This is a genomic window from Brevibacterium sp. p3-SID960 (assembly GCF_025144725.1).
Classification (GTDB): domain Bacteria; phylum Actinomycetota; class Actinomycetes; order Actinomycetales; family Brevibacteriaceae; genus Brevibacterium.
Window position 1 is genome coordinate 1 of sequence record NZ_JALXKS010000006.1, and the last position, 14,409, is coordinate 14,409.

Genomic DNA, 14,409 nt, shown 5'->3' on the forward strand with positions numbered 1-14,409 from the left:
CCAGCCGGCGGCGCGAACCGCAGCCGGGGGCGGCAGCACGACTCCACCCACCCCACAAGGAGCTAAACGGTGGCAATGACCATGCGCCAGCGGGCCCGCATGTCCCGCGGCATCCAGTACGCGATCCTCATCCTCGCGATGCTCATCGCGGCCTTCTTCGCCGACTGGGGCACGATCTTCGGGAAGTTCTTCAACCCGCAGGTCATGGCCGACCAGTTCCCCGGCATCATCACGATCGCGCTGAAGAACACCCTCATCTACACCGCTCTGGGCTTCGTGCTCGGGCTGGCGCTCGGCGTGCTGCTCGCGCTCATGAAGATCTCCTCGGTCGGGCCCTACCGGTGGATCTCGACTCTGTACATCGAGTTCTTCCGCGGGGTGCCGGCCCTGCTCGTGTTCATCGCGCTCGGCTACGGCATCCCGTACGCCTTCGGCATGCGGATGGACACCTACCTCACCGTCATGCTGGCGCTGGGCATCGTGTCGTCAGCCTACATCGCCGAGACCCTGCGCGCCGGCCTGCAGGCCGTGCCCAAGGGCCAGTACGAGGCGGCCCGCTCACTGGGCATGACGCACTCGCGGGCGATGATCACGATCGTCATCCCGCAGGCGTTCCGCATCATCCTGCCGCCGCTGACGAATGAGATCATCCTCATGACGAAGGACTCCTCGCTCATCTACCTGCTCGGCCTTGCCGCCAGCCAGTACGAGCTGACGAAGTTCGGACGCGAGGCGATCACCGCTCCCGATGCAGGCCTGACTCCGCTGGTGGTCGCCGGTGCCTGCTACCTCGTCATCACCGTGCCGCTGGGCATCCTGGCCCGGAGGTTCGAGTCCCGTACCGCCAAGATCAAGAAGTAGGTGCCACCTGTGTTCAACAACGAAGCGAATGCCGCGGCAGGCGGCACCGGATCCCACTCCGCCTCCAAGGCCCGGGCAGCCGCCGCTGCCGCCACCGCCGAGCAGGCCGCCCGCTCGGGCGTGACGATCAGCGACCTGCACAAGTCCTACGGCGATGTCGAGGTGCTCAAGGGCATCAGCCTCACCGTCGCCCCTGGAGAGGTCGTCTGCCTCGTGGGCCCGAGCGGTTCGGGCAAGTCGACGCTGCTGCGCTGCATCAACGTGCTGGAGACCGCGAACTCCGGGCTCATCGACGTCGGCGGGTTCATCGCCACCGACCCGGACATCGACCTCGACGTCATGCGCCGGCACGTGGGCATGGTTTTCCAGGCGTTCAACCTGTTCCCGCACATGACCGCCATCGAGAACTGCTCGATCGCTCAGCGCAAGGTCCTGGGACGCTCGCAGTCGGCAGCCGATGAGGTGTCACGGGCGAGCCTGGAGAAGGTCGGCCTCGGCCACCTGGCCGACCGCTATCCCGACCAGCTCTCCGGTGGTCAGCAGCAGCGCGTGGCGATCGCGCGTGCCCTGTCGATGGAGCCCTCGCTCATGCTCTTCGATGAACCGACCTCCGCGCTCGACCCCGAGACGGTCGGTGACGTCCTCGACGTCATGCGCAACCTCGCCGATGAGGGCATGACGATGATCGTCGTGACCCACGAGATGCACTTCGCCCGCGAGGTCGCCGACAAGGTCGTCTTCATGGACGGCGGGGTCGTCGTCGAGGAGGGACCCGCCGCCGAGGTGATCGGCAACCCCCAGCACGAGCGCACCAAGTCCTTCCTCGCCCGCGTCCTGCACCCCGGCGGACTCGACGAGCACTAGGCAACCACCGCCTCGGGAACGGGCCCGGGGCACAGAGTCCACCAGCACAGGAGACGACATGACACGCACACGGCACCTCACCTCCCTGACCGCACTGGCTGCCGCCGGTGCCCTGCTGCTCTCTGCCTGCGGCGGGGACGGGTCCGGCGAGGCCGACGGTGGCAACGAGTACCAGCTGGCCCAGGAGGGCAAGCTCATCATGTGCTCGACGCTGCCGTACGAGCCCTTCGAGTTCACCCGCGACGGGGAATCGGTCGGCTTCGACATCGACCTGGCGAAGAAGCTCGCCGAGCGGCTCGACCTGGAGTACGAGCTCGTCGACACCGGGTTCGAGGCGATCGAGTCGGCTTCGGTGCTCGATACGCAGCAGTGCGATATCTCGCTGGCGGGCATGACGATCACCGATGACCGGGCGACGAAGATGGATTTCACCGACGCCTACCTGCTCGACAACCTCGCGCTCATGGTGCGCAAGGACTCCGGCATCAAGTCGATCTCCGAGCTCAAGGGCAAGGAGGTCGGCGTCAAGCAGGCGACGACCGGTGAGAAGTACGCCCAGGAGCAGGGCGCTGAGACCGTGCAGTTCGAGGACAACACGATCATGATCCAGGCGATCAGCTCCGGGCAGGTCAACGCGATGGTCTCGAACGTGTCGATGATCTACTCCGCGGTGCAGACCGATGACAACCTGGAGCTCGTCGAAAGCTACGACACCAACGAGCAGCTTGGTGCTGCGGTCGTCAAGGGCAACGACAAACTGGCCGGGGAGTTCAACGCGATGCTCGGCGAGATGTATGAGGATGGGTGGTATGACGAGCTCGTCGACGAGTGGTTCGGCGAGGTCGCCGATGCCGCGCGCATCCCGGAGGACAAGCGGGGCTGAGGGCGCGTGGCTGCTGGGCCGTGGGTGCTGGGCCGAGGGTGGCTGGAGCTGCCGATGGCCCTGAAACTGGCCGCGGCTCAGTGCCGTGAGAAAAGTTAGTAAAGCCATTGATGGTTTCTGCGCGGAAAACCATCAATGGCTTTACTAACTTTCTCTGGTGATGGCCGGGGCGGCTTCTGACAGGACACGTTCGATGCAACTGTGGAGGAACCAATGACCGATAACGCTTACGCACATCCGCGATTGGCGAAGCTCTACGACGGCTTCGAAGGTGACCGCTCCGATCTCGACTGCTACGTCGAGGTGCTCAGCGAGGCGGGCGTGCGCTCGGTACTCGACGTTGGATGCGGCACCGGAGTGTTCGGACTGCGGCTCTCCGATCTGGGCTTGGAGGTCACCGGGGTCGATCCCGGCGCCGGCGTGATTGATGTCGCGCGTGCCAAGCCTGGCGCGGATGCGGTGAGGTGGATCGTCGGTGAAGCCGCAGACGCCCTGCCGATTCAAGTCGATGCGGTCACGATGACGGCCAATGTCGCGATGGTCTTCACCTCCGACGATCACTGGGAAGCGACGTTACAGGCCATTCATGCCGCGCTGCGGCCTGGCGGGCTCCTCGCGTTCGAGTCGCGCAACCCCGCCGATCGCGGTTGGGACCGGTGGGGCCACCCTTATATGGAGATGGACGTAGCAGACGAGAGGATCGTGACATCGCATGAGGTCACCTCCGTCAACCTGCCGCTCGTGACGTTCGTCGACACCAACCGGTTCCTCAGCGACGGAGAAGTGCTGACGTCCACGTCGACGCTGCGGTTCCGGGAGGAGGCGGAGATTCGCACGTCCCTGAAGGAGTGCGGATTCACCGAGATCGACGTTCGCGATCTGCCCTATGCCCCGGGCCGCGGCTGGCTCGTCGTCTGCCGGAAGCCTGCGGGAGAAAGTTTGTAGAGCTATTCATCTGATCCGGCCCTCAGAATATGAACAGCTCTACAAACTTTGCGCGGACAGGGTTCGTTCCGGGGATTCGCTGGTCAGACTTTGGCCCTGCTGAGTGCTTCAGAGGGTCAAAGTGTGACCAGTCTTCAGAGAGCCCCAAGCAGGCCTGAACCAGCCGAGTTCAGCGATCAGGCAAACGCGGCGAGCACCTGACCGACGGCCAGACCGAGGAAGGTGCCGGCAAAGGCGCCGATGAGAGCGAAGAGCACACCGACCGGGACGAGCTGCCGGTTGAAGGCGCTCGCGACGACCGGTGCTGAGGCCACTCCCCCGATGTTGGCCGTCGACGCCACGGCGATGCTGAACAGCTCGGTCTTCGTCGCCTTGGCGTACAGCACCATGAGCACGAGGTGGATGAGCACCACCATGACGCCGGCGAGCAGGTACAGCGGCGCCTCGACGAGCGAGGTGAAGTCGGAGTCGGCGGCGATGACGCCGATGATGATGTAGAGCATGATCTGGGCGACCTCCGAGGACCCGGGCATCTTGCCCCAGCGGGTCGAGCCGATGATGAGGCCGAGGACGGAGACGATGAGAATCGTCCACGTCGTCGAGGTCACGACGACGCCGATCTCCGGCAGCAGTCCGCCGACCCACGTCGCCGCAGCTGAGGCGAACAGGCCTAGAGCGAACACCCGGAACAGAGAGACGAGGTCGAGAGTCTCCCCCGCCTCGGCGCCGGTGGCGGCGGGCGCTGTGGCGGAGGAGTGGACGTCGAGGTAGGAGGTATCGGCCTTGGTCCAGGCGTTGAAACGAGCGGAGACGGTGACCGAGGAGAACATCGCGAGCAGCCACACGGAGTAGATGATCGTGTCGACGATGAGCACGTGACCGAAGACGTTCTCCGGGGCATCGAGGATCCCCTGAACGGCGACCATGTTGGCCGATCCGCCGGTCCACGAGGCGGCGAGCGCGGACAGGCCCTTCCACGCCTCGGGGTCGAGCAGGCCGCGGAAGACGAGGAACGTCAGCACGAAGCCGAGCAGGATCGACAGGGCCGAGGCCGCGTAGGTCAGAAGCAGCTTGGGGCCGAGCTTGATGATCTGGCGGATGTCGCACTGGAAGAGCAGCAGCATGATCATCGCCGGCAGGAGCGCGTCCTTGACCCCGCCGCCGACGTCGGTGATCGAGTCGGATTCGCCGAAGACGCCGAGGGTGTTGAGCAGCGCGGCGATGAGGTAGAGGAACACGAAGCCGGGCACGAATCTGAAGACGCGCACCCCGCGGCGCTTCTCCAGGTAGACGAGGACGGCCGAGATGGCGATGAGCAGGCTGAGGAAGAGGAATCCGTCGGTGATCATGAGGGGCTCCGGTGGGGATGTGAGGGGCGTGTGCTGGGCGGTGGTGGGGTGTCACCGGCGGCGATGCCGGCGATTGTGCCACGCTAACAGCTCGGCGCGGTTTGTGCAGTGGATCACGCTCTCGGTCCGTAGCTGAGCGGTAAGTCCCTCACGAACGCATCGAGGCATTCACGACTTCCGGACTCGACAGGATAGATATAGGTCAGCCTATAATTGAGCATGAGCACTGAACTGGCAGCTACAGCTGAACGCGTTGATAAGGAGATCGCGGATCGACGTCAGGAACTGGTTCGTGCCGTCAGGCTCGCATATTCACGCGGCCAGACACAGGCTGAGATCTCAGAGCAGATCGGTCGGAGCCAGCCAGAGGTCTCGCGGTTGATCCACTTTCACGGTACGTCCACCCTTGCTCGCCGGTTGCGACGGAATGCCCCTGCGATCAAGCGGGCCATCCGCCAGGCAGGGGGCAGCAACGTGCGCGTTTTCGGTTCGCTTGCCACGGGCAAAGACACGCTTACGTCAGATATCGACCTCCTCTTCACAATGGGGAGGCCACTCGGTCTCATGGAGCTCAGCCGACTCGAACGTGAAGTTGAGGAGATCGTCCAGGCACCGGTGGATCTGGTGCCCGAATCATCCCTGAGGCGGGACTTCCGCGACCGCGTTCTGGCCGAAGCGGTTCCGCTATGAGCCGCACGACGCCCGAGATCCTCGCGGATGCCCTCACCCACCTTCAGAAGACCACCGAGTATCTCCAGCACGGAGAGGATCAACTCGTCGTTGACGCAATCTGTATGCGTCTGTCAGCGGGAATCGAGGCGCTCTCAGGGTTGCCGAAAGAAGAAAGAGATCGACTCTTCAGCGGTATGTGGCCTGATATGCGGGGGGATGCGCAATCGCATCGCATACGGCTACCTGGATGTAGACCCGCAGGTCGTGCAGAGGACTGTCGCCAATGAAGTCCCAGCTCTCATTCGCGTCATCAACCGCGAGCTTGGTCGATAGCCAGCGTCGATTCGTGGCACACGTGGATCCGCACGACCGCTCCCACCCCGCCCCACCGCACACCCCCGGCGCAGATTTCTCGTGCCCCACCTCACATCTATGACCTTTTCCGGAGTACAGTGGCCGGGCACCACCAACCGCCAGCGCTGTGACACCGCCCGGCACACCGCGTGCCTGACCGTCGCCGCCTGAGACCATCCAGGAGTTCCCATGTCCGAGCCCGGCGCCTCGCCTGCCGCCCCATCGCCCGCACCGCACATCGAGGTCGATGAGACCACCGCGCGCAAGGCCGCGACCGCCGCGCTCGTCGGCACGGCGATGGAGTGGTACGACTTCTTCCTCTTCACCACTGCGGCGGCCATCGTCTTCAACGTCCAGTACTTCCACTCCGAGGACCCGGCGATGGCCACCATCCAGTCCTTCGCCACGATGGGTGTCGGCTTCGTCGCCCGCCCGATCGGCGCTTTCGTCTTCGGCCACCTCGGCGACCGGATCGGCCGCAAGGCCGTCCTCATGATCACGATCATCGGCATCGGCGTGGCCACCGGCCTCATCGGCCTGCTGCCGACGTACTTCCAGATCGGCATCTGGGCGCCGATCGCGCTCGTCGCCCTGCGCATCGTCCAAGGTCTGGCGGTCGGCGGCGAATGGGGTGGCGCGGTTACCGTCGCCGTCGAGAACGCCCCGCCGGCCAAGCGCGCCCGCTACGCCGTGTTCCCGCAGGTCGGCTCCCCGATCGGCACGCTCATGTCCTCCGGCGGCTTCTTCCTCATGGCCGTCATCGTCCCGGCTGACGCCTTCGACTCGTGGGGCTGGCGGATCCCGTTCCTCGCCGCGATCCCGCTGCTGCTCGTCGCCGTCTACATCCGCAAGCAGCTGGAGGAATCCCCGATCTTCCGCGAGCTCGAAGAGGCCGGTGAGAAGGAGTCCGCCCCGGTCCTCGAACTGTTCCGCAAGTCGTTCCCGCAGGTGCTCGTCGGGATGGGCGCGAACTTCCTCGGCGTCGGCGGGTTCTTCCTCGTCACCACCTTCGTCGTCTCCTACGGCACCGGCGTGCTCGGCATGACCAAGCCGCTCATGCTCGGCGCAACCCTGGCCGCCGCTGCCATCGAGATCGTCGTGCTCATCTACTTCGGTCGCCTGGCCGAGCGCCTCGGCGTCTCCCGCGTGGCGGTCATCGGCAGTGTCGCGACGATTGTCATCGCCTTCCCGATCTTCCTCATGATCGAATCGACCGTCCCCGTGCTCGTGATCCTCGGCGTCACCATCGGCGTGGCCTGCCTGTCGATCCCTTACGCCGTCAACGGTGCGCTGACCACCGCACTGTTCCCGCCCTCGCACCGCCTGTCCGGTGTGGCGATCTCAGCGAACCTCTCAGCGATGGTCTCAGGCTTCGTGCCGATGCTCGCGACGGTGTTCCTCGCCGCGACCGACAACGCCTGGTGGCCGGCCCCGGCGATGCTTGCCGTCATCGCCGCGATCACCGGCATCTGCTCGCTCATCGCCCCGCGGGTCTCCGAGGACATCCCCGGCTACCTGCGCTGAGTCGATTGGCTCCGGCGGCCCGGGGGCTGCCGTTCCCGAGGCGGTGGCCGACGGCCGACGCTGCGCCCGGCGTCACGGCCCCAGCAGCGCAAGCGGCACAACGGCGATCCCATCGGGACGGCGGTATGCCGTCGTCCCTGTGGTGACGACCACGAGGTCTGCAATCCGGTCTGGAATCTGGTCGCGCAGCCACAGTAGATGTCTGACGTCTGCAGGGGAGACACTGGGCGTGAGTTTGACCTCGCAGCCGACGACCTGCCCATCGACGCCTTCGACGATGAGATCGACTTCGCGATCTCCGCCATACATCCGCAGATGTCTCACGCGGGCTTCCGCGGCTTGAGCAGCGACTTTTACGCTCAATGTGACAAGCGATTCGAAGAGGGGACCCAGCATATGCGAACCCGTTCTCCCTACCAGGGAACCAGCAGACAGGCCCAGCAGTCGTGCCGCCAGCGCAGGGTCGGCGAGATGGTGCTTGGGTGCTTCCTGGAGTCTGCGCAGATCATTGTGTGCTGGCAGCCAACCAGGAACCGGGTCGAGCAGCCACAGCCGGGTGAGGTGCTCCCGATACGCCATTGTGGTCGTCTTCGCCGGCTGTGAACCGTCGCCTCCGGTGGTGGCATCGAGTATTTTCGAGTAGGCCGTCGTCGTGGACACAGCCGCCGCATAGGCGGCAAGCCACCGGCGCAGCACCTCTGGACGACGCACACGAAAACCCGAATCCGGAAGCTCACGGTCGATGATTCTGTCGATGTAGGAGTCGAGCATTGCTCGTCTGACTCGCGGCGCGGCCGTCATGACGCCCGGGAATCCACCAGCGGCGATGGACTCTGCATAGTCGGCGACGGTGAACTGGGACTCCCCTTCGATCGCGCGCTGCTCCCCGCTCAGCAACGCAGCCAACGACACGGTGGGTGTCACGGCGCCTCGCTCATGCAGCGCCATCGGCCGCATCCGGAGCGAGAGGATCCGTCCTGCTCCGCTATGCGTACCAGCGGCATCCGTTGGAGTCGCCGACCCTGTCAGGAGAAACCGGCCGGGTTCAGCTCCGGCATCGACCCGCCGGCGGACTGCATCCCATACCTGCGGGAGCTTCTGCCATTCATCGATGAGCAGCGTGCCTTGTGGCACTGCTGAAAAGGTGAAGTCGGCGGCGGCGATCTCTCGCTGCCCAGGGTCATCGAGCATCCACTCTGTGGAAGCCCGCCGAGAAGCGGTATCGGTCTTGCCGACGCCCTTGGGGCCGTCGATGGCGATAGCCGGCGCCATCGACATGAGATCGTCCAGCTCCGTATCAATCGTTCGACGCTGATAATCCATGCACTGCCCTTTCCGCACTCTGCGCGATCACCCGCACTCGTTGCCCGAGTGCCAACGGCAGCCCGTTGACACTACCATCTACGACACTCGAACACTCCCATACACGACACTTATACACTACCATCCACGATACCTGAACACTACCATTCACGATCGCACGTGAAGCGGTTCCGACCTGAACCCAGAACAACCCGGATTCTCCATCCAGACGACGGCGGGCGCGCTGCGCGCCGGACGGCACGGCCCTGCACGCGGGCTGGAATCTGTGATTGAGTGTGGGTATGACGCGCATCACCTCCACTGCTGACTCCTCCCCTGCCGCCTCCGCCCAGGACTCCGCCGCCGGCCCCGATGCCCCCGCCTCCCGTTCGGCTGGGCACCTCATCGTCGCCCAGCTCGAAGCCGAGGGCGTCGAGCGCATCTACTGCGTGCCCGGCGAGTCCTACCTCAATGTGCTCGACGGCCTGCACGATTCGACCATCCGCACCATCACCTGCCGGCAGGAGGCCGGCGCCGGGTTCATGGCACTGGCCGAGGGCCGGATGACCGGCCGGCCGGGCATTGCGATGGTCACCCGCGGGCCGGGTGCGGCCAATGTCATGATCGCCGTGCACACCGCCTACCAGGACGCCACGCCTCTCGTCATCTTCGCCGGCCTCATCCCCACCGACCACCGCGGCCGCGAGGCCTTCCAGGAGTTCGATCTGGCTGGCTGGTTCGGCACGACGGTGAAGAAGACCCTCATCCTCGACCACCCCGATGAGGCCGCAGCCCTCGTCGCCGATGCGATGCACACCGCCGCCTCCGGCCGGCCCGGCCCGGTCATCGTCGGTCTCCCCGAGGACCCGCAGCTCATCACCACCCAGGCGGACACCGTCACCCCGCGCCCCGTTCCCGAGGTGGTGCCCACCGCCGCACAGATCGCCTCAGTCGCCGAGGCGGTCGCCAGAGCCCGCCGCCCGGTGCTCATCGTCGGCGGCGAGCGCTGGGATGAGCAGTCCTCCCGCACGGTCGCTGACTGGGCGGCCGGGCTCGGGATGGGCATCATCGCCGACTTCCGCGCCTACGACGGCATCGACCATGATGAGCCGCACTACCTCGGTGCGCTCGGCTTCGGCTCGGCACCCCTGACCCGCAAGGCCTTCGACGAGGCCGACCTGCACGTCTACCTCGGCTGCCAGCGCACCGATGTCTCAACGAACTCGTACTCGATCGGCTGCAGCCCGGACCACACGATCGTCATCAGCCCTGATCCTGACCTGCATGCACACTTCGGGCCGGTCGATGAGCAGATCATCGCCACCACCCGTGGCTTCGCCCAAGCACTCACCAGCACTGACGCAACGACCGGCACCGAGGCGACCACCGCCTCGGGCTCGGGCGCGCACCTGCCCGACTGGGTCACCGAGACCCGCCAGCGGTTCCAGCAGTGGCGCGAGATCCCGGCACCGACCGGCGATGAGGACCCCGCGTATGTCGATATGGACACCGCCTTCGGCGAGGTGCGCCGGCTGCTGCCCGATGACGCGATCATCACGTATGGGGCCGGCAACTACTCCGGCTGGGCCTCGCGCTACCTGCCGGTGCACAGCTTCCCGTCGGTTCTCGGCCCGCGCAACGGGGCGATGGGCTTCGGCATGCCAGCGGCGGTCGCGGCCGCGCTCGTGTGCCCGGACCGCCCGGTGCTCGCCGTGGCCGGTGACGGCTGCTTCCTCATGAACGGCCAGGAGTTCGCCACCGCGGTCGCGAACGATCTCAACATCACCGTCATCATCAACGACAACAGCGTCTACGGCACGATCGTCGGCCACCAGGAGCGCGACTACCCCGGCCGGCCGGAGGGCACCGGGCTGAAGAACCCGGACTTCGCCGCCTACGCCACCGCCTTCGGCGGGGCCGGGTTCAGCGTCACCCGCACCGAGGACTTCGCTGCCGCCTTCGAGGCAGCGCTCAACCATCCCGGCCCGGCGCTCGTGCATGTGCGCACCGATCCGGCGATCCGTTTCACCCGCAGCTGAGCGGCCGGCAGCCAGACGAAGGGGGTCTGAGATGCGACTCGACACGATCATCCGCAATGCCCGCATCCACACGATGGAGGACAAGGATGCGCCCGCGCCCGAGGCGGTAGGAATCGCCGGCGGCCGGATCGTCGCCTTCGATGACGAGCTGGAGGGCTCGTACGCCTCGGCCGGTGAGGTCGTCGATGCCGCCGAGCTGACCGGTGGTGTTGGTGTGCCGACGGTGGTGCCCGGATTCATCGACGCGCACTGCCACACGACCTGGTTCGGGTTGACACTCGCCAGTGTCGATGTCGAGAACTGTCCCGGCGGGCTCGATGAGGTCTACGACCGGCTCAAGGCTGCTGCCGAGAAACTGCCTGATGGTGAGTGGGTGCAGGCCACCGGGTACTCCCATCACGACTACGAAGGCAGCTATCCGGACATTGCGGTCCTCGACCAGATCACCGGCGACCGGCCGCTGTTCATGCGGCAGGTGAGCGGTCATTCGGCGATCGTCAACACTGCAGCCCTGACAGCCGCCGGGATGCTCGAACCCGGTTATACCGACCCGCCCGGCGGCAAGGTCGTCCGCGACGCCGAAGGGCATCCGACCGGTTTGGTCGAGGAGACCGCGCAGACGCAGGTGCAGGATCTCATCCGCCCGTACTCGGTTGAGACGGTCGTCCACGCCCTCGACCTGGCCACCGCCTACTACGCCAAGGAGGGGATCACGAGTTTCGGTGAGGCCGGGATCGCCGCAGGCTGGATCGGGCATTCGCCGCTGGAGGTCTACGCCTACCAGCAGGCCCGCCAGGCCGGGCTGCTGCGGGCGCGTGCCCAGCTCATGCCCGTCATCGACGCCCTCCACCCAATCCACGGCCACGCCGCCGACACCCCGGAACTCGGGCTCGACCTCGGCATGGTCACCGGGTTCGGGGATGACGAGATCCGCATCGGCCCGGTCAAGATCTTCATGGACGGCGCGCTGTCGGGCCGAACCGCGGCACTGCACGAGCCCTATGTCGGCCAGTCCGATGCCGGGTACCTGCAGGACGACCCCGAAGTGCTGCGCGCCCAGACCCTGGCCGCCTACCGGTCCGGCTGGTCACTGGCCGTCCACGCGATCGGCGACCGGGCTGTCGATGAGGCGATTCACAACATCACCGCAGCCGTCGATGAGTGCGGGCCACGGGCGTTTCCCAACCGGATCGAACACGCCGGGATGATCCGCACCGATCAGCTGCCTGTCCTTGCCGAGTACGGCATCGCGGTGACCCCGCAGGCGGCGTTCTTCGACAACATCGGCGACGGCATGCTCGACGCGATCGGTGAGGAGCGCGCCCACCTGCTCTACCGCGGCCACTCCTTCCTCGAGGCCGGCGTGACGCTGGCCGGCAGCTCGGATCGGCCGTGCGCGGAGGGCAATGTGCTGCGCGGCATGCAGCTGTTCATGACCCGCCTGACCCGCTCCGGCCGCGTCTCAGGACCCAGCCACGAACGCCTGTCCGCGCACGAGGCGCTGGCAGCCTACACCTCGGGCGCGGCTGCCGCGATGGGCATGACCGGCAGACATGCCGGCCAGGCCGGACGGCTGGTCCGCGGGGCGCTGGCCGATATCGTCATCCTCACCGGCGACCCGCTCGCCACCGCGCCCGAGGCGGTCACCGAGCTGGACGTGCAGGCGACGATGCGCGGCGGGCAGTGGACGCACCGGTGAACCGGCCGGCACTCCAGCGTCTTCCCAGCGCGTGAGTCGCTGGCGACTACAGTGGCATCCATGGGCTATCAGACTCTGCGCCGTGAGGCGCATGCCGAGATCGAGATCAAGCGCTCGCGCTTCATCGCCCGCGTCGTTCCAGTCGAGACCGAGGAGGCCGCCCGTGCGGTCATCGAGGAGCAGCGGGCTGCGCATTCGAAGGCCCGCCACCACTGCACCGCCTTCATCCTCGATGCCGATGGGCGCACACAGCGCTTCAACGACGACGGCGAGCCGGCCGGTACGGCCGGTGCCCCGATCCTGGAGGTGCTCACCGGCCATGAGCTGACGTATGTGGTGGCGGTGGTGACCCGGTACTTCGGCGGCACGCTGCTGGGCGCCGGCGGGCTCGTGCGCGCCTACGGCGGGGCGGTCTCCGCGGCACTCGAGGACGCGCAGGTGGTGACCCGTACGCTGCTGACCCCGGTGACGGTTGAGTTGAACTATGCCACGGCGGCTGCCGCCCAGCGGCAGGCCCAGCAGGCCGGATGGGAGGTCATCGACAGCGACTACAGTGCCAGCGTGCGGCATGTCTTCGCGGTGCCAGCTGACGAGGTGGAAGCGTGTGCAGCGATGCTCGCTGACGTCTCGGCAGGACTCGCCGCTCCCGAGGTGGGGGATCCGGTCTATCGCTAGGCCGGCTGCAGTGCCGGATCGGTTGGTGTCACTGCGCCGGCTGGTCGGTGCTCGGCTGGGAGCAATGCCGGTGGGGATCAGTGCCCGTCTGGGACCGGTGTTCGGCTGGGATCGGTGCGTCGTCAGTCGAGGCTGGCGATGCGGGCGACCTGTGCATTGGTGAGCATGACGAGGTCATCGGGACGCAGTTCGATCTCCAAGCCGCGGCGGCCGGCTGAGACGTAGACGGTGGAGAAGTCCTGAGCGGAAAGATCCATGACCACCGGCGAGGAGTTGCGCTGGCCGAAGGGGCTGACGCCGCCGATCATGTAGCCGGTGCGGCGCTCGGTTTCGGCGATGCCGGTCAGCTGAGCTTTCTTGCCGCCGCACACGCCGGCGATCGCCTTGAGATCAAGCTGTCCGGAGACGGGCACAAGTGCGACGACTGGTTCCTGATCGACGTGGATCATGAGCGTTTTGAGGATTCTGCCGGATTCGACGCCGAGCTTCTCTGAGGCTTCGGTGCCGTAGCGGCGGCGGGCCGGATCGTGGTCGAACTCATGAACCGAGTAATCGATGCCGGCGAGGTTGAGCACGCGCAGGGCGGGGGTAGCCGCGGCGTGTGATCGAGCTGCAATCGACATGGGTGTTCGCTGCCTCCTGCCTGCCGGGTCAGTCGGGGACCTGACGGTTCGGCGGGCCGGTGTGTAGGTGCTGATCGGACGGGTGGACGACTGCTACTTTAAATGACCGATCAGTCCGATGACCAATTTTTTGTCCGTGCTCGACAATCCGGCAGGAGATGACGGGCGGATCCAGAAGCGTTTTTGTCAGCCCCAGCCGAGTTCGTGGAGGCGTTGGTCATCAATGCCGTGATGGTGGGCGATCTCGTGGACGATCGTGGTGAGGATCTCCTCCCGCAGCCGTTCGGCTGTGCGGGAGAACTCGATGAGGTTGATGCGGTAGAGGAAGATGACGTCAGGGGGCACAAAGGCCCACGGGTCGCCGCGCTCGGTCAGCGGGATGCCGTCGTAGACACCGAGGATGTCCGGCTCCTCCGGCGGGGGCTCGTCCTCGGCGAAGAGGACGACATTGTCCATGTAGTCGAGCACACCTTCCGGCAGCTCGACCATCACCTCGTCGACGAGGTCGTCGAAGATCGCGTACAGCGCCTCGAAGGTCGCATCGTCGATCGGCTCGAGCGGCTCGTGCTCGCCGGGACCCGCATGATCAGGGTGACCGCATGTCATGGCCTCAGTCTAC

The 14,409-nt window shown here is 66.2% G+C and carries 14 protein-coding genes; 10 read left to right on the top strand and 4 right to left on the bottom strand.

Annotation, left to right across the window (positions count from 1 at the left end; translation table 11 throughout):
- Positions 1-69 precede the first annotated feature (69 nt).
- The 4 genes from M3B11_RS02910 to M3B11_RS02925 all read left to right on the top strand — a co-directional run bounded on the left by M3B11_RS02910 (position 70) and on the right by M3B11_RS02925 (position 3,553).
- Positions 70-861 (top strand): amino acid ABC transporter permease, encoded by a 792-nt coding sequence (locus M3B11_RS02910; protein ID WP_259875295.1) that lies wholly within the window; start codon positions 70-72, stop codon positions 859-861.
- Positions 862-981: 120 nt separating this feature from the next.
- Positions 982-1,725, top strand: a complete 744-nt coding sequence (locus tag M3B11_RS02915) for an amino acid ABC transporter ATP-binding protein (RefSeq protein WP_191725528.1) — start codon at positions 982-984, stop codon at positions 1,723-1,725.
- Between the two features lie 58 nt (positions 1,726-1,783).
- A complete protein-coding gene (locus M3B11_RS02920) occupies positions 1,784-2,608 on the top strand; it encodes an ABC transporter substrate-binding protein (protein WP_259875296.1) in 825 nt (274 codons plus the stop codon).
- Between the two features lie 213 nt (positions 2,609-2,821).
- Positions 2,822-3,553, top strand: coding sequence for a class I SAM-dependent methyltransferase (locus tag M3B11_RS02925; RefSeq protein WP_259875297.1), 732 nt, complete (start codon positions 2,822-2,824; stop codon positions 3,551-3,553).
- Between the two features lie 176 nt (positions 3,554-3,729).
- Here the strand turns inward: M3B11_RS02925 and M3B11_RS02930 are convergent, their stop codons facing one another.
- The gene (locus M3B11_RS02930; RefSeq protein WP_259875298.1) at positions 3,730-4,902 is read right to left on the bottom strand and encodes a DUF819 domain-containing protein; all 1,173 of its coding nucleotides are present in this window, start codon (positions 4,900-4,902) and stop codon (positions 3,730-3,732) included.
- 219 nt (positions 4,903-5,121) lie between these two features.
- On the opposite strand from M3B11_RS02930, the gene M3B11_RS02935 reads away from it, so the two are divergent.
- The 3 genes from M3B11_RS02935 (at position 5,122) to M3B11_RS02940 (ending at position 7,452) form a co-directional block, all read left to right on the top strand.
- Positions 5,122-5,592 carry a nucleotidyltransferase family protein gene (locus tag M3B11_RS02935; protein ID WP_259875299.1) on the top strand — a complete coding sequence of 157 codons (471 nt, stop codon included), beginning with the start codon at positions 5,122-5,124 and terminating at the stop codon, positions 5,590-5,592.
- Between the two features lie 198 nt (positions 5,593-5,790).
- Positions 5,791-5,907, top strand: coding sequence for a HepT-like ribonuclease domain-containing protein (locus M3B11_RS13370; RefSeq protein WP_396121520.1), 117 nt, complete (start codon positions 5,791-5,793; stop codon positions 5,905-5,907).
- Between the two features lie 210 nt (positions 5,908-6,117).
- Positions 6,118-7,452, top strand: a complete 1,335-nt coding sequence (locus tag M3B11_RS02940) for an MFS transporter (RefSeq protein ID WP_259875300.1) — start codon at positions 6,118-6,120, stop codon at positions 7,450-7,452.
- A 72-nt stretch (positions 7,453-7,524) separates the two neighbouring features.
- On the opposite strand, the gene M3B11_RS02945 is transcribed toward M3B11_RS02940, so the two are convergent.
- Entirely contained in the window at positions 7,525-8,775 is a 1,251-nt protein-coding gene (locus tag M3B11_RS02945; RefSeq protein WP_170274523.1) for an ATP-binding protein, read from the bottom strand.
- 281 nt (positions 8,776-9,056) lie between these two features.
- On the opposite strand from M3B11_RS02945, the gene M3B11_RS02950 reads away from it, so the two are divergent.
- The 3 genes from M3B11_RS02950 to M3B11_RS02960 are packed head-to-tail and all read left to right on the top strand — an operon-like array spanning position 9,057 to position 13,167.
- Entirely contained in the window at positions 9,057-10,793 is a 1,737-nt protein-coding gene (locus tag M3B11_RS02950) for a thiamine pyrophosphate-dependent enzyme (protein WP_259875301.1), read from the top strand.
- A gap of 31 nt (positions 10,794-10,824) precedes the next feature.
- On the top strand, positions 10,825-12,492 hold the full coding sequence (locus M3B11_RS02955; protein WP_259875302.1) for an amidohydrolase: 1,668 nt from the start codon (positions 10,825-10,827) through the stop codon (positions 12,490-12,492).
- Between the two features lie 60 nt (positions 12,493-12,552).
- The gene (locus M3B11_RS02960) at positions 12,553-13,167 is read left to right on the top strand and encodes a YigZ family protein (RefSeq protein ID WP_259875303.1); all 615 of its coding nucleotides are present in this window, start codon (positions 12,553-12,555) and stop codon (positions 13,165-13,167) included.
- Positions 13,168-13,289: 122 nt separating this feature from the next.
- On the opposite strand, the gene ybaK is transcribed toward M3B11_RS02960, so the two are convergent.
- Both ybaK and M3B11_RS02970 read right to left on the bottom strand, forming a co-directional pair.
- Positions 13,290-13,790: a Cys-tRNA(Pro) deacylase gene (gene ybaK / locus M3B11_RS02965; protein ID WP_102162084.1), complete on the bottom strand. Its 501-nt coding sequence runs from the start codon at positions 13,788-13,790 to the stop codon at positions 13,290-13,292.
- Positions 13,791-13,976: 186 nt separating this feature from the next.
- On the bottom strand, positions 13,977-14,396 hold the full coding sequence (locus M3B11_RS02970) for a metallopeptidase family protein (protein WP_102162085.1): 420 nt from the start codon (positions 14,394-14,396) through the stop codon (positions 13,977-13,979).
- Positions 14,397-14,409: the final 13 nt, after the last annotated feature.

Coding starts and splice junctions, on each gene's coding strand:
- M3B11_RS02920 (WP_259875296.1), top strand. CDS start 1,784: ATGACACGCACACGGCACCTCACCTCCCTGACCGCACTGGCTGCCGCC.
- M3B11_RS02925 (WP_259875297.1), top strand. CDS start 2,822: ATGACCGATAACGCTTACGCACATCCGCGATTGGCGAAGCTCTACGAC.
- M3B11_RS02930 (WP_259875298.1), bottom strand. CDS start 4,902: ATGATCACCGACGGATTCCTCTTCCTCAGCCTGCTCATCGCCATCTCG.
- M3B11_RS02935 (WP_259875299.1), top strand. CDS start 5,122: ATGAGCACTGAACTGGCAGCTACAGCTGAACGCGTTGATAAGGAGATC.
- M3B11_RS13370 (WP_396121520.1), top strand. CDS start 5,791: ATGCGCAATCGCATCGCATACGGCTACCTGGATGTAGACCCGCAGGTC.
- M3B11_RS02940 (WP_259875300.1), top strand. CDS start 6,118: ATGTCCGAGCCCGGCGCCTCGCCTGCCGCCCCATCGCCCGCACCGCAC.
- M3B11_RS02945 (WP_170274523.1), bottom strand. CDS start 8,775: ATGGATTATCAGCGTCGAACGATTGATACGGAGCTGGACGATCTCATG.
- M3B11_RS02950 (WP_259875301.1), top strand. CDS start 9,057: ATGACGCGCATCACCTCCACTGCTGACTCCTCCCCTGCCGCCTCCGCC.
- M3B11_RS02955 (WP_259875302.1), top strand. CDS start 10,825: ATGCGACTCGACACGATCATCCGCAATGCCCGCATCCACACGATGGAG.
- M3B11_RS02960 (WP_259875303.1), top strand. CDS start 12,553: ATGGGCTATCAGACTCTGCGCCGTGAGGCGCATGCCGAGATCGAGATC.
- ybaK (WP_102162084.1), bottom strand. CDS start 13,790: ATGTCGATTGCAGCTCGATCACACGCCGCGGCTACCCCCGCCCTGCGC.
- M3B11_RS02970 (WP_102162085.1), bottom strand. CDS start 14,396: ATGACATGCGGTCACCCTGATCATGCGGGTCCCGGCGAGCACGAGCCG.